This window comes from Corynebacterium mustelae, from assembly GCF_001020985.1.
Classification (GTDB): Bacteria; Actinomycetota; Actinomycetes; order Mycobacteriales; family Mycobacteriaceae; genus Corynebacterium; species Corynebacterium mustelae.
In genome coordinates, this window is sequence record NZ_CP011542.1 from 32,181 (window position 1) to 53,542 (window position 21,362).

At 50.3% G+C, this 21,362-nt stretch carries 19 protein-coding genes and 1 CRISPR repeat array; of the genes, 8 read left to right on the forward strand and 11 right to left on the reverse strand.

The genetic code is table 11. The annotated features are described in order from the left end of the window. Nucleotides 1–56: 56 nt before the first annotated feature. The 4 genes from cas5e to CMUST_RS00175 are packed head-to-tail and all read right to left on the reverse strand — an operon-like array spanning nt 57 to nt 3,821. Nucleotides 57–755, reverse strand: a complete 699-nt coding sequence (cas5e, locus tag CMUST_RS00160; RefSeq protein WP_047263226.1) for a type I-E CRISPR-associated protein Cas5/CasD — start codon at nt 753–755, stop codon at nt 57–59. Further along, on the reverse strand, nt 752–1,822 hold the full coding sequence (locus CMUST_RS00165) for a type I-E CRISPR-associated protein Cas7/Cse4/CasC (RefSeq protein ID WP_047260818.1): 1,071 nt from the start codon (nt 1,820–1,822) through the stop codon (nt 752–754). The genes cas5e and CMUST_RS00165 overlap by 4 nt, the downstream gene beginning before the upstream one ends. Next, nucleotides 1,822–2,412, reverse strand: coding sequence for a type I-E CRISPR-associated protein Cse2/CasB (locus tag CMUST_RS00170; protein WP_047260819.1), 591 nt, complete (start codon nt 2,410–2,412; stop codon nt 1,822–1,824). Before CMUST_RS00170 ends, CMUST_RS00165 begins: the two co-directional genes overlap by 1 nt. A gap of 11 nt (nt 2,413–2,423) precedes the next feature. After that, nucleotides 2,424–3,821: a type I-E CRISPR-associated protein Cse1/CasA gene (locus tag CMUST_RS00175; protein ID WP_158408172.1), complete on the reverse strand. Its 1,398-nt coding sequence runs from the start codon at nt 3,819–3,821 to the stop codon at nt 2,424–2,426. 335 nt (nt 3,822–4,156) lie between these two features. Here CMUST_RS00175 and CMUST_RS00180 point away from each other — a divergent pair, with 335 nt between their 5' ends. From CMUST_RS00180 to CMUST_RS00215, 8 genes are all read left to right on the forward strand, one after another. Next, complete coding sequence (locus CMUST_RS00180; protein ID WP_047260821.1) at nt 4,157–4,849, forward strand: type I-E CRISPR-associated protein Cas6/Cse3/CasE; 693 nt, start codon at nt 4,157–4,159, stop codon at nt 4,847–4,849. A gap of 5 nt (nt 4,850–4,854) precedes the next feature. Beyond that, nucleotides 4,855–7,530, forward strand: coding sequence for a CRISPR-associated helicase/endonuclease Cas3 (locus CMUST_RS00185; RefSeq protein ID WP_052844447.1), 2,676 nt, complete (start codon nt 4,855–4,857; stop codon nt 7,528–7,530). Nucleotides 7,531–7,537: 7 nt separating this feature from the next. Continuing rightward, the gene (gene cas1e, locus CMUST_RS00190) at nt 7,538–8,488 is read left to right on the forward strand and encodes a type I-E CRISPR-associated endonuclease Cas1e (RefSeq protein ID WP_047260823.1); all 951 of its coding nucleotides are present in this window, start codon (nt 7,538–7,540) and stop codon (nt 8,486–8,488) included. Between the two features lie 8 nt (nt 8,489–8,496). Next, the gene (cas2e, locus tag CMUST_RS00195) at nt 8,497–8,844 is read left to right on the forward strand and encodes a type I-E CRISPR-associated endoribonuclease Cas2e (protein ID WP_047260824.1); all 348 of its coding nucleotides are present in this window, start codon (nt 8,497–8,499) and stop codon (nt 8,842–8,844) included. A gap of 39 nt (nt 8,845–8,883) precedes the next feature. Beyond that, nucleotides 8,884–9,644: a CRISPR direct-repeat array (repeat unit 29 nt; unit sequence GTATTCTCCGCGCATGCGGAGGTAGTTCC). Between the two features lie 252 nt (nt 9,645–9,896). Next, the gene (locus CMUST_RS00200; RefSeq protein WP_047260825.1) at nt 9,897–10,199 is read left to right on the forward strand and encodes a hypothetical protein; all 303 of its coding nucleotides are present in this window, start codon (nt 9,897–9,899) and stop codon (nt 10,197–10,199) included. 357 nt (nt 10,200–10,556) lie between these two features. Continuing rightward, complete coding sequence (locus CMUST_RS00205) at nt 10,557–11,201, forward strand: rhomboid family intramembrane serine protease (RefSeq protein WP_047260826.1); 645 nt, start codon at nt 10,557–10,559, stop codon at nt 11,199–11,201. A 415-nt stretch (nt 11,202–11,616) separates the two neighbouring features. Continuing rightward, nucleotides 11,617–12,003 (forward strand): hypothetical protein, encoded by a 387-nt coding sequence (locus CMUST_RS00210; protein ID WP_047260827.1) that lies wholly within the window; start codon nt 11,617–11,619, stop codon nt 12,001–12,003. 41 nt (nt 12,004–12,044) lie between these two features. Continuing rightward, the gene (locus tag CMUST_RS00215) at nt 12,045–12,731 is read left to right on the forward strand and encodes a hypothetical protein (protein WP_047260828.1); all 687 of its coding nucleotides are present in this window, start codon (nt 12,045–12,047) and stop codon (nt 12,729–12,731) included. A 185-nt stretch (nt 12,732–12,916) separates the two neighbouring features. Here CMUST_RS00215 and crgA read toward each other — a convergent pair whose 3' ends face one another. The 7 genes from crgA to CMUST_RS00250 are packed head-to-tail and all read right to left on the reverse strand — an operon-like array spanning nt 12,917 to nt 21,349. Continuing rightward, nucleotides 12,917–13,186 (reverse strand): cell division protein CrgA, encoded by a 270-nt coding sequence (gene crgA, locus CMUST_RS00220; protein ID WP_047260829.1) that lies wholly within the window; start codon nt 13,184–13,186, stop codon nt 12,917–12,919. Between the two features lie 43 nt (nt 13,187–13,229). After that, complete coding sequence (gene pknB / locus CMUST_RS00225) at nt 13,230–15,263, reverse strand: Stk1 family PASTA domain-containing Ser/Thr kinase (RefSeq protein ID WP_047260830.1); 2,034 nt, start codon at nt 15,261–15,263, stop codon at nt 13,230–13,232. Beyond that, nucleotides 15,260–16,696, reverse strand: coding sequence for a serine/threonine-protein kinase (locus CMUST_RS00230; RefSeq protein ID WP_047260831.1), 1,437 nt, complete (start codon nt 16,694–16,696; stop codon nt 15,260–15,262). The genes pknB and CMUST_RS00230 overlap by 4 nt, the downstream gene beginning before the upstream one ends. After that, entirely contained in the window at nt 16,696–18,147 is a 1,452-nt protein-coding gene (locus tag CMUST_RS00235) for a penicillin-binding transpeptidase domain-containing protein (protein WP_047260832.1), read from the reverse strand. The genes CMUST_RS00230 and CMUST_RS00235 overlap by 1 nt, the downstream gene beginning before the upstream one ends. Then, nucleotides 18,144–19,466 carry an FtsW/RodA/SpoVE family cell cycle protein gene (locus CMUST_RS00240; RefSeq protein ID WP_047260833.1) on the reverse strand — a complete coding sequence of 441 codons (1,323 nt, stop codon included), beginning with the start codon at nt 19,464–19,466 and terminating at the stop codon, nt 18,144–18,146. Before CMUST_RS00240 ends, CMUST_RS00235 begins: the two co-directional genes overlap by 4 nt. Continuing rightward, a complete protein-coding gene (locus tag CMUST_RS00245; protein WP_047260834.1) occupies nt 19,467–20,891 on the reverse strand; it encodes a PP2C family protein-serine/threonine phosphatase in 1,425 nt (474 codons plus the stop codon). Continuing rightward, nucleotides 20,891–21,349, reverse strand: a complete 459-nt coding sequence (locus tag CMUST_RS00250) for an FHA domain-containing protein FhaB/FipA (RefSeq protein WP_047260835.1) — start codon at nt 21,347–21,349, stop codon at nt 20,891–20,893. Before CMUST_RS00250 ends, CMUST_RS00245 begins: the two co-directional genes overlap by 1 nt. Nucleotides 21,350–21,362 lie beyond the last annotated feature (13 nt).

Consider the following 21,362-nt stretch of genomic DNA (forward strand, 5'->3'; position numbering starts at 1 on the left):
AACAAGGTGTGCCGTTAGTTGGAGATATCCAAACCAACGGCACACCAATTGTGTATTTAGTGTGGTGCTAGGAAAAGCTTTTTCGTATCGTTCAGCCAAGAGTCCCGTGTAGAAACCACAGGAACAGAGATTCTCATAGGAGAAGTACTGCACCCTGGTCCCAATTGGAAAACTCGTAAGATCTTATTTTCCTGACCATCAGGTAATTTGGAGTCAACAGTAGGGATTTTTGTTAGCAGATCCTCAGAACTGGAGCCTAGGAAAAAGGGGAATGCTGGGGCGAAAGCCTTACGGCCTAAATAGGTTGAAAATCTAGGGTTTTTCAACCCATCCAGCAGTATGTCACCAAATTCATCAGATGCGACTTGAACTATAAATTCGGCACCTGCAAGGTAAGTACGCTGAACCAAAGATGTTAACCCTTGGCCATCAGGAGTAGCCGTCAACAGCTTATTCGTGGGGCGCTTACCCATCGCAAGTAGCAAACGAGATCGGAACTCCATTTCTGTATCGCGAGGATTAATCGTCTGAAAATCATCAATGAGAACACCACGATTATCCTCACGAACTTGGAAACACAGCGAATTTAACCAATCCGGCCACTCACCACGCAGGAACCCGCATGCCCCTGCAACCAAACCAACCAAACCGCTATGAGTTGGTCTAGGCTCAGTCCGGACAAAATTGCCCGTAATCGCAGGGCCGGCCCAAGACTGAAAAGGCCCTGCTAGACGGAAATAAACGGAATCTGTCATTGCTTGATCCACGCAACAATAGCGGCCACCAACTCATCCTTAGACCCCTTGGTGGCATTCTTAAACTTGTCATCCAAGCTGGTTGCGGTGCCAGCAACAAATTCCAAGCCATCAAAATTAGCAGGATCAAAAGCGCGTGCAGCCTCATACTGCTTGTTCAGTTCATCCAGCGTAGGCTCCAAAAAACCGCCATTCGTTCGGTCAGCCTGAACTGGAGCCTCAAAATCATAGCTGGAGCGGTAACGCTGCTCCTCAGCAAAGACAAGAGCGGGCTGAACAAAAGGTGCAGTAGAGTGCTGCTTACCACGAGGCAAACCGTAGATAATGGCGTCGACAAGCAATGCTAAACTCTCCTCTGCATTTTCGGAATCAAAACCAGTCCATGAACGATGCAACTGCTCCTTATCAATCGAAACAGTACGGTAAAAAACACCAGAAGTGTACTGAGCAACACCCAAATATGTAGCCCCAGACTCACGGTTTGCCTCCTTGATATCATCCACAGTGGAAAAATAATCAGTAGCAATATTCACAGCATGTGAAGTCACAGCAGGCGAAACACTCAACGCGGCCTCAGTGCCCTTCTGCGGAGCCTTCGCAAACATACGACCGAAAGCCGCAATAGCCAAAGAACCAGTTTTGCCATCCAGCAAAAATTCGTCATCAGTATTGCCCAAAATCTGGGCAGCAGCGACCTCAAGTTCCTCAGAACTCAGCCAGATAGAGCGTGCAGGCTCTTTTCCATTCTTGGTATCACCGCCTTCATCGTTCTTAGTCAAATTGCCAATGATTTTCTTTGCGGCCTTTTTCAGAGCTTTCTCATCAGCTGAAGGATTAATCTCAAGTGCACGCTGAACAACTGTATCCTCAAGCTGACCAGAACGCACTGAAGTAACCAACGCGCTATTTTCGTATTTCGTACGAATGCCCTTTTTAATCGCTTGAGAACTCAATAGCGCAGCCTGGAAACCGCCCCGACGAACATGCTTAGGGGTACCAGTGTCATCGCGGTTCAAATTGGAATATGGCACCGAAGCGACAATGTGAAGAGTGAGGTGATTAGACATTATTCCGTTCCTTCCGGAGTAGAGAGAATTTGGGAGCCGTAATAATCACGGAGGATCTGTAAACGGCGAGAGAGAGAAGAATCATCGTGGCCTTTGCCCCAATACCAAAAAACTTCAATCAGATTGATGCAATCAAATTGTTCCTGGAAACCGTGGCTCTTGGCATAATTTAAAATTCTACGAACCGTAGTAATCGCTTCTTCCACATCCTGAGTATGCAAATACCCCAGACGTGAAGAAACCATTCCATTCAAATCTTGAGAGGATTCACCCGTTGCATAAGCAAGGTGATTGGCCCAAGATCCAAACTTAGAAAGAGGTTTACACTCCTCATTCGATGAACCCTGAGACGAAGCGGGATTAACACCGCACAACTCGGGAAACTCTGCTATGAGAGCAGCACAACGCAACGCTACAGTACGCTGCATAGCGGAAGAATCCTGAAGGTAATGAAGCACATAAGGGTACGCACGATACTCGGTGGACAAAGAAGCACCGGCACGAAGCGCAGAAATTTCGCGGCGGGAACCGTCATTCTTAGCGATGTTAAGAATATGATTCACCAACCTGTGATAATGGAAAGTTGACATATCCTACACTCCTACTTCTCTCGCAGTTTTGCGTAGAGATTTCTTCGTGTTTGATTTTGAACAGCGAAATTACGCTTGGGATTTTGCAGAAGATAAGGTTTAACCACGGCATCTAACGCATTAATAGCCGCATCAACAGCGTGCCTTCGTACTACCTTCTGATCAAAGTCTTTCTTCTCTTTTACAGTCGTGATGATCTCTTCGTATACAGGCGTGATGTGACGCCAGAACGCAGACTTCGCGGTGTCCAGAAGATCCGCAAGGTCATCGAAAGTTGGGCACCTATCGTTCTTGCCCATGCGCCGAAACGGATTCAACATCGTAAGCTTAAGTTCAAAAATGAACTCCGCGTGAGAAACTAATTGCCGCTGGATTAAAGGATCTTGATCCAAACACCACAAGGTATCGGACGTCTGGGTAACCACTGATTCACGAATGAGGGGAGTAGAAGCATTGCCCCCAATCTGATGCCGGATAAATACCAAGGAATCACCGCGCTTGAAATTAGGTGGCAGCACTGACTTGCTGAAGTGCGAATCAAGATGTGCGACGGTATTTTCCCGTGCCCACTCCACCGCTAGTTCAGTGAGATCCTTGCTGAGGTCAAGGCGCTTGACCTTCAAAGCGTTAGAGTGAGAATCGCGAATATAAAGATAAAACGGATCTTCAGTATTGCGTTGATCACACCAAGCTTTGTAGGCATCCTTGTTCTCTGGGCTTGGGATTTCAGGAACGAAATGCTCTGGAGGGGTACCACCAATGCCAACACCAGTAAGCTCTCCGTCCTCCCAGAACCCGCATACGGAGTTTGACATCCAGGAAGCCCTCCACAATGGGTGGGATTCGCCATTGACGAAGGAATGCTCACCTGTAGGGTCTGCCCAAGCTGGCAGTCCTTCCCCCTCAACCCAAGATTTCGGAACTGATGCAAGAAGAGATTCCCACAAGGTATTGGCGTGAACAAAAACTTCAGTAGAAGTATTGCCAGCTCCAACAAACCTGATCCCAGGAGAGCCATTCTGACACTTCCTATTTTCAAATTTACTGTTACCGGCTGAAGAATAGATTTTAAAAATAAGAAGCGCTAAAAGCGCTTCCCCTTTGGGGAGGGTTTCGGGCTTTTTCTTGGAAAAATTCCAATATGCCTGAGAATTTTCACCTGGTGCGGTGGGGGACAACTTGAACGTGGGATTCTTGCCGCGGGAAACGACCCCAGTTATGTCTGGGATCTGCAAAAAATTTCTTTCACCTCCATACAGGGGTAAATCTTTTTGTAGTTCGGCGAATACTTCTGAAAGTAAGGAAACTGGGAGGGGATCTTTGAGATTTCTTTTAGCTAACTTTTTGTCTTTTCTGACAATCAGTGCGGCTATGTGGGTTAAAAGTCGAAGAATTGCACCTAGCTCCATACCTGGAACATCGCGAAGTAGTTGAAAACTGGGTTCGGTGGCGTGGGTGAAAACTTCATAGGTAGTCAACGTGCCGAGAGAGCTTTTGATGAGGGGCACATCTGTTAGGGGCATGGGTTGCATGTCATCTCCTTTGCGCCTTTTGGTTTACTGTTGACGTTCTTGACGATAGACGTCTACTATATTGTTGTCAAGTAAAAAATAGCACTACTCCCGCTAACGCGGGTAAGGACCACAATCGTGACGGTAGACGGAACTACCCCCAAGATGAATTTTTTGGGGAACGTGGTCGGTGCTATTTTCAACCATTCAGTCTAGGGAAGAAGTGTCAACAAATGCCATTTACTACTTTTCTAACCAAGTTTCCTGCCCATGAGGCACTCAATCGTATAGCCATCGAAAAAAAGAATCGCGAAAAGCAATGGAATATTGATGATCCGGAGTTTCGCCATCGTGCAGTGATGGGTTTATTCCCAAACTTTGAAAGCGACAGCGCCCGGTCGCAATCTAATATTCTGTTTCGCTACGAATTTGTCCCAGGTCAGCCACCGTACTTTCTCGTACAGTCTGACGTTCCGGTTGTTGCGCCTGATTTGGTGGGGCACATTGAGTCGAAACAAGTTGAAATCGGTGGTTATGAATCTGGTGAGGCGGTTCTTTTCCGGATTTCGCTCAATACCGTTACCCGTCGCGAAGTGGAAAATGCGGATGGGGATAAAATAACCAAAGTCGTTCCTGTGCCGTTGGCTCCAGTGAATGCTGATTCTGGGCTCACCCCGGCGGAAGGGTTTGTCGTTGATCGCTTGCGGTCAGCGCTGGTGAATATTGAGTTCCTCAACCACAATCGCCATGTGCTGGGTGTTAGCCCACGTGGGCGTGCGGCGAAGGCATCCAAGGTTGTTCAGGTTGATACTTTTGATGCAGTCGGTTTCGTCAATGACCCGCAGGAATTAGAAAATTTTCTTCATCGAGGGGTTGGTCGGGCGAAGGCATACGGATGTGGGCTACTTACTGTTAAAAGGGTGTAATAGCAGTGAATTTTGATCTTCTTAACGCAGTATGGGCTAAACAACAAGGATTAGCTCAACCATATCCTTTGGTGTGTCATTTGTTGGATACTGCAACCGTCATGTCTGAATTGGTGCGAGCGTGGTTACGGCCTGGTTTGGTAGATCTTATTTGTGGTGAGCTTGGTGCTGATGCTGAGCGCATTTTAATGCTGGTTGCGGGGCTTCACGATCTAGGTAAAGCAAATCCGCATTTTCAATATCAGCCTAGGCAAGCAGGGGATCAGTGGAATGATATTCGGCGTCGTTTGGAGAATCTTGGCTTAGAATTCGATTCGTTGGTTAGCGAAGAATTCCAGAATGTTGGTGTTCTCCGTCGGCATGAGAATTGGTCGACGTATCTGCTTGATCTTGATGATGAAGAACGAGCTGCTGATTCGTGGTTGGTGTTGGCTTTGGCTGGCCACCACGGGAAGTTTCACAAGGCGACCACGTGTGGGTATGAATACTCGACAATGCTTTCGGTGAAGGATGACCTTGATTCGTCACAGTGGGCGGACGTTCACGAAAGCTTGATCAACGCAGTGGAGGAAGCTGCGGGAATAGCAGTTGATGATTTGCCGGTCGAGGTTTCCCCTACTGTAACTGTATTGATTTCTGGGCTACTAGTGTTGGCGGATCGTTTAGCATCGCAAACTTCGTGGATTGCTGAGATGCAACACTATCTTGAACGCAATCCGGAAATTCTTAGCTCTCCTTCGGCGTGGGTTGACTATCGCCGAGAACGTGCGAGGGAAGTCATTGATGAGAACGTCGGAATTTATGAAAACTGGTCGAGTGTAGATCAGGCTTTGCACGATATTTTAGATGGTTTTCCGCCGCGGTTTACACAGGAAGAAGCATTGCGTCAGGGCGATGGTTTGTGGAATGTGATGGCGGCTACTGGTTCCGGGAAGACCGAATCGGCACTTTTACGCCATGCGCAGCGCAATGAGCGTTTAGTGTTTTTGCTCCCTACCCAGGCAACAACAAATGCGATAATGCGCCGTGTGCAAAAAGCATATCGTTCGACGTCGAATGTTGCTGCGCTTGCACATGGTATGGCCGTTAATGAGGATTTTTATACACGTGATGTTTCTGTACAAAACACAGAATGTAAAGATCCTAACTGCGATCATAGAGGGCTGAGTCCAAAGAAGTGTGAAGAACATTATCGTGATCATGGTGGGTTGTATCCTACTGAGTTTGTGAAGTCAGGCTCCTCGCGCCTTTTAGCACCGGTTTGTGTGGGAACTGTGGATCAAGCTTTGATGGCTTCATTGCCTACAAAGTTCAATCATCTAAGGCTTTTAGCTTTGGCGAATGCTCATGTGGTTATTGATGAGGTACATACACTTGATCAGTATCAGTCTGAGCTGTTGAGTGATTTATTGGTGTGGTTGTCGGCGACGAAAACGTCAGTGACATTTTTGACTGCAACGATGCCACGGTGGCAACAAGAAATTTTCAAGAAAGCGTATGTCAAGCAGTGTGCTAGTGTTGAGCGGTTTCCTTCAAGCTCTCTGTGGTCTTTCGACGGCGGGGATTGTGTGTCAAAGCCGATTCCCACACAACCGTATGAGTTGGGTATAGATATTGAGAAGGTGCCTTTTGATTTGCTCGTTGCTCAACATATTGCTTGGGTGAAGAATATGCGGACGCAATTTCCACATGCGCGAATTGGAATTATTTGCAATACGGTTGATCGAGCACAGGAAGTAGCACGTATCTGTGTTGGTGAACTTGGCGAAGAAACTGTATTGCTTCATTCGCGAATGACTACTCAGCATCGCCGGGAGTGCGTTCAGCATCTTGAGTCGAGTATCGGAAAGAATGGTACTGCTGATCGGGTGGTGGTTGTAGGTACACAGGTTATTGAGGCATCTTTGGATATTGATTTGGATGTCCTGCGTACAGAGTTGTGTCCTGCGGAGTCGTTAATTCAACGTGCGGGCCGTTTGTGGCGGCGTGATGATAAAAGACGTGTTGATCGTGTGCCAGGGTTGGAACAAAAGGCTTTGTCTGTTGCTGTGATTGATGAGCCGCGTAGCTTCCAGACTCTTCCGTATTTTTCTGCACAGCTGGGTCGTGTTGAGCGTTGGCTGAGTGAAAAGTCGTCGATTTCTTTCCCGGATGCAGCACAGGATTTTATTAATTCTTCGTCAATGGGGTTAAGTGAGCTTTTTGCACAGTTGGATGAAAAGGCTGATGCAGAGGTTTTAGCGGAGATTTCAAAGCTTGCGTTGCGTCGTAACACTGGGTTGTCCACAGTGGTGGGTTTCAGTGATGTGTTGGATGAGGAGGCTTTCTTTGACGCCTTTTCCAGGATTACTGCGAGTAAGGATGTTGATGAACTTGCGACTCGTTTGGTGGATTCTGAGCAGGTTCCAGTTATCGTGCAGGACTCAACGGGGACAATTCCGGGGGCTTGGCATGGGACAGTTGCGGAGTTAAACAAGGTTCGTTGGAATGATTCTGCCAGAATTAAGGAGGCGCTTTCTGCCGCGATTCAGATTCCTGTATCGCCTAAATATGCTTCTTTGCTGGCGCGTAAGAACCCGATTGACTCGGGTGGTTCATTGCTATGTCGCTATTTCGTTGTGGAAGAAGCGAGTGATTTCTATGATCCTTTCCTTGGTTTGTGTTCGCCTGAACAAGAGTGAGTGACTGATGGCCTATTCTGAAGAAGCGATTGCATTTTCGACGTTACCTGTGAGCCACCAAATTCGGCTCGAAGACCGTTTATCCTTCCTTTATCTGGAGCACTGCAAGGTTCGACAAGATCGTACAGGTGTCATTGCTCTACAGGGCGATGATCCTTCTGATCCAGATAGTTTGTTTTTCGGATTGCCGAGTCGTGTGCGTATCCAGTTACCAGTTGCGGGGCTAAGTGTACTGATGCTTGGCCCCGGCACAAGCATCAGCCAACCCGCCGCAACATCTTGTGCGCGTGCAGGGACGTCAATTATGTATTGCGGTGGTGGAGGTGTGCCAATGTATAGCTTGGCGACGCCGCTGACAGCGTCAGCGCGCTGGGCTATAGCGCAGGCACGACTGGTGTCGAATGAAGCAAAACAACGTAAAGCCGCAACGATTTTGTACCGAAAGCAGTTGGGAATTGAGGATATGCCAGGTACTTCAATCGCAAATATGCGTGGTCTTGAAGGACGCTTAATGCGTGATACTTACAAGCGATTTGCAGCGAAGTACAAAATTCGGGATTTTAAGCGGGATACAGCAGCGACTGATCCAGTGAACGAATCTCTTAATTTAAGCAATGCCATTTTGTACGGCTGTGCTGCTTCTGCCTGCTCAGCTATCGGGCTCAACCCGGCGTTGGGAATTATTCATCGTGGGGATGCGCGCTCTTTACTTTTTGATCTAGCTGACCTGTACAAACCATCATTGACAATTCCACTCGCTTTCAAGCATGCCAACCGTGAAGATTATTTAGCCGCAGTAAGACGGGATATGCGTAAATCATTGGTCAAAGACCGCATTTTGGCTGAAATGCTATCTGTGTTGATGGAAATTCTCGAACCTCACTTACCAGCACGTGATGATGATCGCCTTATCGGTGGAAGAAATAATGAAGTCACTGGCCATACCCAGTACGGATAGGTGTGAAAATGTTCGCAGTTGTTAGTTGCACAGCGATTCCCGATCACGTGCGTGGCTATTTGACACGGTTCTTTTCGGAAGTTTCAGTAGGGCTATATGTGGGGATAGTAACTCCCGTAGTGCTTGAGAATCTGTGGGAACGTATCGAACAAACCATAGTGGAAGGTTCTTTTACCCTGATTTATAGTTCGCATGAGATGGAGCAAGGCTTTGTAGTTAAAAGTTTTGGCCAGCAGTCACGATCAATCGTCGATATTGACGGGTTGCTTTTAGCAATCCGAATGCCGATGGAAGAAGAAATACTAGAGGTTGAAAGCGAAATGGTATCTAATTCTCCGGAATCAAATTTCGCATAAAAGCGAGACTTTGCTATTAATATATCAGGCTCACGTAGTGTATTCTCCGCGCATGCGGAGGTAGTTCCGAAAAGATCAGATTGAGTCTCCGCCAAAGCATGTATTCTCCGCGCATGCGGAGGTAGTTCCCACATCGGCGGCATGGAGTCCATTATTTTCGAGTATTCTCCGCGCATGCGGAGGTAGTTCCGATGCGGCGAATATCATTGGCGTTTCTCCATCGTATTCTCCGCGCATGCGGAGGTAGTTCCCCCAACCGGTCATACCGCGCCGGGTTGGTGAGGTATTCTCCGCGCATGCGGAGGTAGTTCCCAATTGACGGGTATCGTCAACCGACTTCGCCGGTATTCTCCGCGCATGCGGAGGTAGTTCCCATCATCGACAGGTGGCGCAAAGGCGTAGATTGTATTCTCCGCGCATGCGGAGGTAGTTCCGACGGGGAATAAAATCCTCAATACCCACAAAGGTATTCTCCGCGCATGCGGAGGTAGTTCCGATGTGGAGCGAGACCCAATACGGCTAGTACTGTATTCTCCGCGCATGCGGAGGTAGTTCCACGGTTGGCTGAGTTTAATTGCAGCCTATCCGGTATTCTCCGCGCATGCGGAGGTAGTTCCGATCTTGCTTACGATGGTCTGGCACTCTAGGTGTATTCTCCGCGCATGCGGAGGTAGTTCCCTGCTGAAGACATCGGTATTGGTATCGTCACCGTATTCTCCGCGCATGCGGAGGTAGTTCCGTATCCGGCGCACATCTTGAACCCCGGTGGGCGTATTCTCCGCGCATGCGGAGGTAGCTTCAGCTGTGTGGTTCGCGAGGGCGCTGTGGAATACTCAACGAATTGACCGCGCCGGGATCCGGATACCTATGTTTATGGACTTGTTGAAGCTCTAGCTGGGAAAATGCTGGTGAAAAGCATCGGAAGCTCGAAGAAGGAGGATTCTCGAATGTTGTGGATAAATACGATGTATTCATAGTGGACAAGGCAAATCTTGCTATTAGAAGTTGATACAGTGACATTAATGAATTTCTAAGGAAGGAGGTGAGAAGTAATGCCCGCTAATGATTTAATTCAACGGGTAGCGGATGAAGCGCGACCACCTGCAGTGTTGGGTCGGTATCCGGGGCTAGAGATTTTTCTCGAGGTCCTACTCGATGATCTTGTTACTTCTAATGCGTGGTTGTCGCTTGAACTTAAGAAGCCGTTCTTAGCATTGTGGGTTAATGAACCGGAGTTTGACGATCCTGATCTTGACGACCCAATTGAAGAGCTTAGTTACAATAATGTTCACGCGTTTGCGGTTATGGATCCGGTGGTCGATTTAGAAAGTCTTCGTAATTGGAAGGATTCATAGACCAAGAGATCAACTATTTAACCCCAGTCTTCTATTTGGTGGAACTGGGGTTTTCTATACCCAGAAAGGAAGACAGGTGTTCAGATGTGGAGTGGTCTTTCACTGGAGCATTTTTGGTGTAGCAGCCGGGAATAGTGCAAGTGGTGTTTCTGCTAAAAACGATACGCAGCAAATCCTAATGTTTGTGGGTCTAAGTTTCAGGTGGCCTCACTGATTTGGCTTGTGAGTGTGATCGTCGTAAAGCTAGTGAGGCCGGAAGCACTTTTTGCGGCTCATTGTTCAGAATAGGAAAGCCCCTGATTGGTGAGTTTGTTTCAGTAGCTATTCGCGCATCGCTTCGTTTCGTAAAATACAACAATGAACTCTTCAATCTCCCATACTATTCGCAATTACTATCGCCAGGCGCCTGTGACGAGTGCGCTTTTTATTGTCATGGCGGCGCTGGCGTTGATTACGTCTGTGCAGTCGGGTTCGGTAGAAAACAATCTGGATTACTCGTCAGTGGGGCAGGAATTCGTGCTATATGGGCCGGACCTTAATGTGGCAGGGGTTGTGGGGTCTATGTTTGTCCATGTTGGTATTGGGCATTTCATCGTTAATAGTTTCTTTCTTCTGCTGCTTGGCCGCGAAATTGAGCCGGTGGTGGGGTCGTGGCTGTATGGTGCGGTGTTTTTAACAGCGGGTATTGGGGCCGCAGCCGCCGTGTATGTCATGGATTTTTACGCCCCAACGGCGGGCGCTTCGGGCGCGTTATATGGGTTGATGGCGTTGTTGGTGGCTCTTGCTTTTCGACGCCGGGCTGATCTTCGGGCACCGATTGTGTTTATTGGGATCAACGTGTTGTTTAGTCTTATTTCACCGGGTGTGAGTTTATGGGGGCATCTTGGTGGTCTTGTTGCCGGGGCGCTGATGACCCCGGTGGTGTTGAGCAATGTGAAGATCGTGCAGTGGGTGTCGATTGTGGTCGCATTTGTGATAGCTGTGGGGATTTTGGTTAGTTAACAGCCTGTAGAGTTTTGTCCACAGGTGTGGTTATCCACAGAAGTTATCCACATTGTGGAAAATTACAAGAATGTTGTTCGCTAGGTGGTGATCTAATTGTTTTTAGAAAATGCCAGTTCAGAACATGTGAATATAATCAGTTGTGAACAAGTGATCTAATGTAGAAAAGTGGAAATAGTTTTTCACACCCTGTGAAAAAGTGGAATTATTCAATTCCTCCACAGTTTCTTCCACAGCCTGTGGATAACTTTCTGGGATAGTTGTGGATTAAATCGTGGTCAGGTGTTCGGTGGGTGTTGGTAAAGAGCTGTCTTCACTCTAAGCGGGTTAATTAAACCCGAGTTCATTCCATTTGTGGTGAAGTTTTCTCAATAGTTGTTTTCACTAGGATGAGGTTTGAAGGGAGTGACACATCATGCGAAAGCTCCGCTGGATAGATCCACTGGTTGTTGTGGTGATTGGATTCGTAGGATTCTGCGTGCTTAGCGCACTGATTTTCTTCGATCGGCATCCTGGTGGGGTAGGGGAAGCTGCGCTCTGGTTATCAGGCTTTGCTATCGTCGGTGTGATCCTCGTGTTTGTCCTTTCGCTGATTCGTTCAGCTTCTAACGCCAAGCCGCTTTTCATATATCTTCCGGGTGGTGCGATCCTTGTTGCTTTTCTGTTGGGATATTCGCTCACGCTAGATGGGACTGGTCTGCACCCCGAGTCTATTCGTTTTACTGCCATTATCACTGCCGTAATAGCGGTGGTGACTGCGATTGTGATGGAGGTGATGGTACGGCCACAGCAACACAAATAACCCCAATCCATGACGATGAGATCCGAGAGGAGGAAAACACGATGAAAATCTCACGTCCAATTTTCTCAACACTACTTGCCGCTGGTTTAGCCGTTTCTCTTGCCACCCCAGCGCACGCTGCGGCACCTTTCGTTCAATGGGCAACAACACCTGGTGTGGAAAAGTGTCGGGTGAAGGTTTGGGAGGTACGCACCCCTGATTACGGTGCATATCGAAACCATGCAACCCGGGTCTACAACGATTTTAAAAAGGCTACTGGGTTAAACGACGGTCACATGTATCGCTGGCACATGGGCATTGACTCATCGGCGGTACAAAAGACGCTTGCCCTGGAATCACATGATCCGACCAAGTTGTCCTTCGCTGAGGAATCCTTACGTTCGGTGTACCTACCTGCCGTTCATGATCAGGTTTATCGTTCGCCAGAATTCCGCTATTTAGTCGGTGAGGATGACTATTGGAATAAGGATATTCCAGGAAAGCGCATGACCCTGCAACGTGAGCGGGTACGGGTGACTGCTGAACGCGAATCGCTGACCGGCACGACTCTTGAAGCAATGGCCAGGGTGCGTGAAGAAACCACGCTTGCCGACTTGGCTGAAGCGGACCGCATTTACGCCGATTGCCAGCGAATGCCAGGAATTCCGACAATTGAGCAGATTGTTGCAGGTATCGTTGCGTTTATTAAACGCTACCTACCATTCTTAGTCACACTGCTTAGGCTCTAATGCCCGAAGCGAAATAGCCACGAACTTTTTGCGAGGTTCGTGGCTTTCTAGTAGAAACCGTGGCTAATCTAGGTCGTAGTTTCAAACAAAACACTAAGAATTGAAATGAAACGTCGAAAAGCAAAAAGCAACCCCGCATAGTGGTTACGGCGCAAGCACTACGCGGGGTGGGAAACGGCAGCTTGTTAGCGCCAACCCATGGTCATGAGCAGGCCGACGATGAATAGGCCGAAGCCGATGGCGTAATTCCAAGGGCCAAGTTCCATCATGAATGGGATGTGCAAACCAGCTAAGTAGTTAACGATAAGCCATGCTAGGCCTGCTAGCATCAGCCCGAACATGATGATCTTGTACCACAGTGGAGTGCCGGTGGAATTGATTTTCACCGGGGTGCGGTTAGCAGAGGAGCCGGCGGAAACGGGTAGTGAGTTATGAGAGATTTTAGCCTTTGGCATGAGTTCACCTTTTAATTGTTTTTAAGCAGTATATGAGTCAATGTTATTGCCCAAGCGAGGAGATGTCGAACTCCCATAGCTGAACTGACACGGTACCGTCCTTACGCACTGGGGAACCAGCCGCGGGTGTTTGATTGGCAATCCGTCCGCCATTGATGAGCGAACCAGTGCCGATAGGGGCGCCTTCGGAGATTTGAGCGCGGGTGCCTTTCCATCCAGCCCGATGCAGTTCGGTGAGCGCATCATCGATCACCATGTTGGTGATATTTGGCATTTGGATCATGGAACCATTGGATACCTGCACTTGGACTTCGGTCTTTGCTGGTACCTGGGTGCCTTCGCCAGCGACGGACACCACGGTGCCCTCGGGTTGCACACTATCGATGTATTCGACCTTTGGGTTGAACCCTAGTGAGGTGAGGTTACCTTCCGCTTGGGACCACTGCATGCCGGTGACCACCGGGATTCGTTCGGTGGCTTCGCCAGTGGATACTGTGATGGTCACCTTGGAACCCTTGGAAGCTTGCAAACCGGGAGGTGGGTTCTGGCCAATGATTTTTCCTTCTTCAACGGTATCGGAAGCTTCTTCTTTGACCAATGAATCCAGAACCAGTCCTGCGCGTTTGAGAACAACAGCTGCTTCAGCAGTGGTTTTTCCGCTTAGGTCTGGAACCTCGATGAATTCTTTACCTGTGGACACCATCAAAGTAATCAGTGTGCCGGATTGCACTGATGAACCTTTGGTGGGGTTGGTGCGGATCACGTTGTCTTTTTCTACCGTGGGGCTGGCTTCTTCAGTGATTTCCACTTTGAGACCGAGTTGCTCTAGTTGTGCCACGGCATTGTCACGATGTTCGTTGGCTAGATCTGGAACAGTGACCAATTCTTTGCTTATGCCTAGTAACCCGCGCAGATCATTGGTGAAGTATTCGTATGTGAACGCGCCAACGATGCTTAAGGCGGCAACCGCCGCAACACCAACTAGTACTTTGAATCCAGTGCGCTTGGGTTGCGGTTCTGGTTCGTCGTATTCCACCGGATCTTGCGCCACCGCCTGTACCGGCTGATTATTGCTGGACGCTGCCGTCGGCTGGAACTGCGTGGTCGGCATATGCTGCGCCGTTGCTGGGGGCTCTTGAGCGCTGATCGCTGGCACAACGGTGGTGTCGGCCTCCGAGGGGGCGGGGTCGTGAATGCTTGGCTCAACATACTGGCGGGCAGCCATTGTCACCGCGTTGCGTTCTAGGCGTTGCAGGTCAGCTGCCATTTCCATCGCCGTTTGGTACCGGTCACCGGGGTGTTTTGCCATTGCGGTCAACACCACCGCGTCGACATTCAGTGCGGCGGTAGGGGTGAGATCCGGAATGAACTCCGATGGTGGGGTGGCGTCTTCTTGGACGTGCTGGTACGCCACGGCGAACGGGGTGTCACCGTCGAAAGGCGGCCGCCCGGTGATGATGTCGTACATTACGCAGCCGAGTGCGTAAATATCGGAACGACCATCGACAGGCTTGCCGCGGGCCTGCTCCGGGGACAGGTACTGGGCGGTGCCGATAACAGCCGACGTTTGAGTCATCGCCGAGGTGGCGTCGTTAAGCGCCCGGGCGATGCCGAAGTCCATGATCTTTACCACGCCAGTGTTGGTAATCATGACGTTGGCAGGTTTGATATCGCGGTGGATGATGCCAGCATCGTGGCTAGCCTGCAACGCTTCACACACGGGGATCAACGTTGTCGCGGCTTCGTCCGGGGTGAGCGGGCCGTTGTCGCGCACGATGTCGCGCAGGTTACGGCCATTGACCAACTCCATGACGATATACGGAGTGCTGAGTCCGTCCCTCAGTGTTTCTCCGGTGTCGTAGACAGCGACGATCGCCGGGTGGTTCAACCTGCCTGCGTTTTGTGCTTCTTTGCGGAATCGTTCGCGGAACGTCGCGTCGAGAGCTAGGTCGGAGCGCAGCATTTTAACTGCGACCTCGCGCCCCAACAACGTATCGTTAGCGGCATATACTTCCGACATTCCGCCGGTGCCAACTACCGAGCCGAGTTGGTAGCGATTGGCAATAAGCTCACTCACTGGCCTGCTCCTGGGTTGGTTAGTTCGTTCGAGGGGAAAGTTCCGACATCCGGTTGCGTCTCGGGCAACGTCACCAGTGGCGGATTAGAAGGAATTGTAGTCGGTGGTTCTGGCAAAACCATCGTTGGTGACTGTTCAGTCGTTTCAACAGGGGGTTCTGCGCTTGGGGTAGCAGTCATTGACTCCGGTGGTTGTTCTGACGGTGTGGTCTCTGGCTGCGGTTTCGGTGTTGGTGTTGGAGTCCGGGTAGTTTTCTCTACCGTTGGCTCCTCAGTCACCGTCACCGTTTCCTGCGTCGGGGTCTCCCGGCTGGATGATTCCGACATCCCAGCACCAAAGAACCCGGTGCTGTAGAGATATACACCAGCCCCCACCAACGCTAGGAGGATCACAGATAGACCCAGACCGAGTGCGAAGCTTGAACCACTTTTCTCCGGTTCGCGCCGGGTTGCAGGGATTGCTTGTGATACAGGTGGTTTTGCCACGCTTTGCGACGGCCCCAAGGTGGTCACCGGCATGCTGGAGGTCACGGCAGTTGCGGAGGCAGCCGGAGCTGCGGCTACGACGGGTGTGCCTTGTGGTCGGGGTGGTCGCTTCCCCAATCTGGCTGCTGATATGGCTTTTTCCAATTCGCTGCCATTGGCATAGCGGTGCTCAGGTTCCTTGCGCAGCGCAATGCCAATCAACTCTCGGGTTGGGGCGGAGATGGATGTAGGCAACGGCGGTGGTGCCTGATTAATGTGTGCGATCGCAACCGATACAGAGGAATCACCCGTAAATGGTCGCCGACCAGCCAGCATTTCATAGCCAACCACGGCGAGGGAATACACATCTGTAGCGGGGGTGACGTCCTTGCCTTGTGCTTGTTCTGGTGAGACGTACTGGGCGGTGCCGACCACCATGCCGGTACGAGTAAGAGGTACTGATGCGGCCGCTTTAGCTATGCCAAAGTCGGTGATTTTTACCCGCCCGTTTTGGGTAATGAGCAGATTGCCCGGTTTAATGTCACGGTGTACCAGTCCCATGCCATGAATGCTGGCCAAGCCGTGGGCGGCTTGTTCTAAGAAATCCAAGGCGGATTCCTCCGGAATGGTCCCTTTACGTTCAATCATGTCAGCGAGTGATTCGCCCCGGATGAACTCCATGACGATAAAACAGAACGTGCGCCCAGTATCGTCAACAGATTCCCGGTAATCGTAGGTCTGCACGATATTTTCCGAGACGATATTTTCACTGGCTAGGGCTTCGTTGCGGAACCTGGAGAGGAACTCTTCGTTGTCGGAGAATTCCGGTTTTAACACTTTGATGGCGACTTCCCGCTCGTTACGCACGTCGTCGGCAAGCCAAACGGTAGACATACCACCGTTGCCCACCACCCAATTTAGAACGTAGTCGGGACCAATAAGCTGCTGTAACAACTGTTGATCGCTCATCACTGTCCTCCTTGGGCATTCGCCGATTGAATCGCTGCGATAACCGCGCGGCCGATGGGGGCCGCGACGGAACCACCAGTGGCGGCTTGGCCTAAGTCACCACCATTTTTCACTACTACTGCAACGGCAATATCTTCACCTGGTGCGAAAGCAATGTACCACGCATGTGGGTTGGAATTTCGAGAATCTTCACCATGCTCGGCGGTGCCGGTTTTAGAAGCAATGTTTTGGCCCGCGTGACCTGCAGTGTGTCGTTCAGACGCCCGCATTAATTCCGTCAAGGTACCCGCAATTTCGGGGCTAATGGAATTATCCAATTCCTGTGGTTGCGTCTCTTCCAGCACTGATAGATCGTTAGCCACTACCCGGGAAACCAGGTGCGGTTCCATCCGCACACCGCCATTGGCGACGGTGGCGGCAACAACCGCGTTTTGCAACACACTCATGGCAACATCGCGTTGCCCAATCGCGGTCTGGCCCAGTGCCGGATCATCTGGAATATCACCAATCCGACCTTGCGCCATTGGAACCCCGAGATCATAAGTCTCGGTCACACCGAAACCTGATGCGGCATCTCGCAGTGCATCGGCCCCAGTGTCAATTGCCATTTCCACGAATGCAGTATTGCAGGAATATTGGAACGCAGTTAACAGATTTACCTGCTGGGAACCGGCGCAAATTTGTCCGCCGTAGTTTTCCAACGTGGCTGTTGTGCCTGGCAGCGTGATTTGCGGCGCCCCGGTGACCGTTGAATCAGGTGAATAACCGTTGTTCAACGCGGCAGCAGTGGTGATCACTTTGAAAGTGGAGCCTGGCGGTAAGGTTTCCTGCGTTGCGTGATTAAGCAGAGGTTTACCTGGGTTTGCGTTCAAATCCGCCCACGCGGATTCAGCGGTAGTGTTATCAGCAATCAACGCCGGGTTATAGGAAGGGCTGGACGCCATAGCCAGAATCTCGCCAGTCGAGGGTTTAATCGCCACAACCGCGCCCTCATAATTGGCGTTGGTCAGCTGCGAATAGGCAGTCTCTTGGGCGGAAGGCAGGAGGGTTAATTCTACGTTTCCTACCACTTTATCCTGCGAAATCAACCGCTTCCACCACAACTTAGCCGAGTTGGCTGTACCTGATAGCACGTCGTTATGGCTGGCCTCAATGCCGGTGGCACCATAAATATCCGATAGGTAGCCTTCGACAGCACCGAAGGACTCGGGAGCGTTAGGGTAGCGACGGTGATAGAAACCATCCTCGCCCTCGAAGGATTCAGCCAGGACAATTCCGTCCGCCGAAATTTGGCCGCGCGGCTGTGATTTGGTTTCGATGATCGCTCGGCGGTTCAGCGGGTTCTTGGCGTATTCGTCCTCTTTAAAACCCTGGATGATAGTGAGATTCACCAGCAATATGATCACCATTACCAGGATAAAAATCATGGAATTGCGGATCGATTTATTCATGATCGAGCCTCCTGTGCAATAGAACCAGCACGAGAAGAATCCGAAATACGCAGGATAATACCCAATAGAATGTAGTTAGCCATCAGTGAGGAACCACCTTGGGACATAAACGGAGTGGTCAAACCAGTCATAGGCATTAAAGCAGTAATACCAGCGGTGACCACGAATATCTGGATACCCAAAGTGAGTGACAACCCAGAAGCTACCAGTTTGCCGTAGGAATCCTTAGTCAACATTGCGGTGTGCATACCGCGGGTGATGAAAACACAGAACAACATCAGGACTGCGGCTAGGCCAATGAAACCTAGTTCTTCACCTACAGCTGCCAGAATGAAATCCGATTCAGCGACTGGAACAAGATATGGATACCCCTGACCTAGGCCGGAGCCGGTAACACCACCGGTGGACATTCCAAACAGGGCTTGGGAGAGCTGGTAGCCAGTAACCTCATAATTGCCAATTGGGTCAAGGAAGTTGCTGAACCTGGATTGGATTTTATCTGAGATCTGATAAACAGCCGTGCCGCCTAATGCAACCAGCACCGCTCCGATTAACAGCCAGGAAACCCGACCCGTAGCTAGGTATAACATGCCAAGGACGGTACTAAACAGTAGCAATGCCGGGCCGAAGTCGTTTTCGCCAGCCATGATTAAAATCGCGACGGCCCACACACCAAGGATGGGGCCTAGGTCCCGCAGCCGGGGAAATTCCAGACCTAGGAACCGATAGCCTGCGACGTTAAACAGGGCTCGTTTATTGATGAGTAGCTGAGCGAAAAACAGCAGCAATAGAATCTTAGAAAACTCGCCAGGCTGCAAGGTTAGCGGGCCGATGGAAATCCAAATGCGGGCGTCAGCGACGATGGCTGGATCTGTTGGCCACACCAACGGCAACGCTAGAAGAATTAACCCAGCCAAACCCATGATGTAGGAATATCTGGTGAGATTGCGGTGGTCACGCAGGAAACCCAGTACCAATAACATCAGGATAATACCCAGCAACGTCCAAATAACCTGTCGGGAAGCCATGGCCGTTTCCTTAGCGTTATCTAGCCGGTACACCATGGCGAGACCAAGCCCATTGACCAGCGCGGCCACCGGAAGCATGATTTGATCGGCCTTCGGCGCCAGGAAGCAAAGAGCAATATGGGCGATGGTGAACACTCCGATGAAGCCACCGATCACCTTCAGCAGCTCCATGTTTACCGCCAGCCCCAATGCCACATTGAGGTTAAGCAACGTCACCGCAATGATTACCGTTGCTGCAATCAGCAGGGTGAATTCGGTGCGTCGAGCGGTTATTGTTTGCCACACACTCACTTACTTCACCTCCCGGCACGTTACACCAGGAGTGTTTAAGTTGCCATCAGTGGCCGTCGTGGTGGGTTCGTTGCTTTGCGACGGTTGCTGGCTATCCTTTTGTGTCTGAGCTTCGCTTTCTCGGGTCACACACACCGGCAATGCCTCGTCGGCAAGTCGTTGCATCTGTTGCAGTACTTCACCATAGTCACCACCCGGCAACGTTGCTACGGATGCACGAGCGGATTCTTTCAAATCAACCAGCTTGAAGCGATTGCAGTTTTCTTTCTCACCATAGGAAATCATGGTGAGATTTCCGTTAGCGGTTAGGCACGCCTCTTGATACGGGGTATTCCATAACCCACCCAGAATGTCAGAATTAAGGCCCTGATGAATCACCAAAATTTGGCTATCCGGGGTGGTAGTTATGAAATAACGCTCCTTAATCACATTATTAGCGAAAAAAAGACCACCACCGAGCGCAATCAACACGATCAGAAAGAAAAGGCCACGCTTTAAACCTTTGCGCTTCTTCCTAGGCTTTTCGACGCCACCAGGCGGCGTGGAATCCGTATCATTGCTTAACTTCGGCGTTATTGCTTGCGATTCCCGTGCTGCCGAAATGGCAATAGCTGCACGCCCGGCTGCCGTATCCGGGCGCGGATCTTCTTGGGTTTCACCATTAATGGCACCAGCAGTCACCGGAACGGTAGGCAACTTCGACGATTCGTAGTCATCATCGACGACATCAGCTACCAAAACAGTCACATTATCTGGGCCGCCTGAACGCAACGCCAATTCGATGAGGCGGTTGACACAATCCTCAGGTGTCGCCTCCTCTGTGAGGATGGTCTGAATAGTGCTAAACGTCACCGGATCGGATAACCCATCCGAACACAACATCAGTCGATCGCCTGGTTTGGCATCCAACATATGTAGCGTTGGCTCCACCGCACGACCGGTATAAGCCTTTAAAATCATTGACCGTTGTGGATGAGTGGAAACATCCTCCGGATCTAATTCACCCCGATCAACCAGCGACTGAACGTAGGTGTCATCTGAGGTGATTTGCTCCAGTTGGCCATCTCGTAGCCGGTATCCACGGGAATCTCCCACATGACACAACCCAAATTCTGTGCCATTGAACATCAATGAAGTCAGGGTAGTACCCATACCGTCAGTCTCGGGTTTCTCCCGAATACGGCGGGCAATGGCGTGATTGGCGTCGTCAGCAACGGAAGCCAACAACGCCAACATGTCATTATCACCCGGATCAGCATCAAGTTCCTTGATGTGGCTGATCATTATTTGGGAGGCAACTTCACCAGCTGCATGTCCACCCATGCCGTCGGCAAGCGCCAGCAGATTAGCGCCCGCATACGCGGAATCTTCATTATTTTTCCGCACTAAACCCCGGTCAGAGCCAATGGAATAATTTAATTTCATTAGCCAACCAACCTCACAATGGTACGGCCGACTTTAATATCACTGCCACCGGATACCCGTTCCGGCGAATCAATGCGTTGCCCCTGCACAAAAGTGCCATTGCGGGAGTCTAAGTCTTCAACAAACCACTCAGAACCACGCTTCATCAGCCGTGCATGCCGCCCGGAAGCGAAATCATCCGCCACCACAAAATCACAATCCGGCGCCCGGCCAATCGTGATTTCCGTAAGCGCACCCAAATCCATGCGGGAACCAGTCATAGGCCCATCAACGATAGTCATTTGTTTCGGTGCGCCACCAATCGCCGCTGGTGGCGGTACTGCGGAACCGCCCGCACTCGCCGCTGCTGTGGTGGAAAGGGAAACATCCTTACGCATCGCGTTTAAGGCTATGAAAATGAAAAACCATAACAAAACAAGCAAGCCAATGCGCAGTCCAAGCAGAATTGCTGAATCCATTACAGCTTAAACT

Bases quoted from the DNA above. Each gene is read 5' to 3' on its own strand.
- CMUST_RS00205 (WP_047260826.1), top strand. From the start codon at position 10,557: ATGAACTCTTCAATCTCCCATACTATTCGCAATTACTATCGCCAGGCG.
- cas1e (WP_047260823.1), top strand. From the start codon at position 7,538: ATGGCCTATTCTGAAGAAGCGATTGCATTTTCGACGTTACCTGTGAGC.
- CMUST_RS00165 (WP_047260818.1), bottom strand. From the start codon at position 1,822: ATGTCTAATCACCTCACTCTTCACATTGTCGCTTCGGTGCCATATTCC.
- CMUST_RS00175 (WP_158408172.1), bottom strand. From the start codon at position 3,821: ATGGAGCTAGGTGCAATTCTTCGACTTTTAACCCACATAGCCGCACTG.
- CMUST_RS00245 (WP_047260834.1), bottom strand. From the start codon at position 20,891: ATGAAATTAAATTATTCCATTGGCTCTGACCGGGGTTTAGTGCGGAAA.
- cas5e (WP_047263226.1), bottom strand. From the start codon at position 755: ATGACAGATTCCGTTTATTTCCGTCTAGCAGGGCCTTTTCAGTCTTGG.
- CMUST_RS00235 (WP_047260832.1), bottom strand. From the start codon at position 18,147: ATGAATAAATCGATCCGCAATTCCATGATTTTTATCCTGGTAATGGTG.
- CMUST_RS00230 (WP_047260831.1), bottom strand. From the start codon at position 16,696: ATGAGCGATCAACAGTTGTTACAGCAGCTTATTGGTCCCGACTACGTT.
- crgA (WP_047260829.1), bottom strand. From the start codon at position 13,186: ATGCCAAAGGCTAAAATCTCTCATAACTCACTACCCGTTTCCGCCGGC.
- CMUST_RS00180 (WP_047260821.1), top strand. From the start codon at position 4,157: ATGCCATTTACTACTTTTCTAACCAAGTTTCCTGCCCATGAGGCACTC.
- CMUST_RS00210 (WP_047260827.1), top strand. From the start codon at position 11,617: ATGCGAAAGCTCCGCTGGATAGATCCACTGGTTGTTGTGGTGATTGGA.
- CMUST_RS00170 (WP_047260819.1), bottom strand. From the start codon at position 2,412: ATGTCAACTTTCCATTATCACAGGTTGGTGAATCATATTCTTAACATC.
- CMUST_RS00200 (WP_047260825.1), top strand. From the start codon at position 9,897: ATGCCCGCTAATGATTTAATTCAACGGGTAGCGGATGAAGCGCGACCA.
- CMUST_RS00215 (WP_047260828.1), top strand. From the start codon at position 12,045: ATGAAAATCTCACGTCCAATTTTCTCAACACTACTTGCCGCTGGTTTA.
- CMUST_RS00250 (WP_047260835.1), bottom strand. From the start codon at position 21,349: ATGGATTCAGCAATTCTGCTTGGACTGCGCATTGGCTTGCTTGTTTTG.
- cas2e (WP_047260824.1), top strand. From the start codon at position 8,497: ATGTTCGCAGTTGTTAGTTGCACAGCGATTCCCGATCACGTGCGTGGC.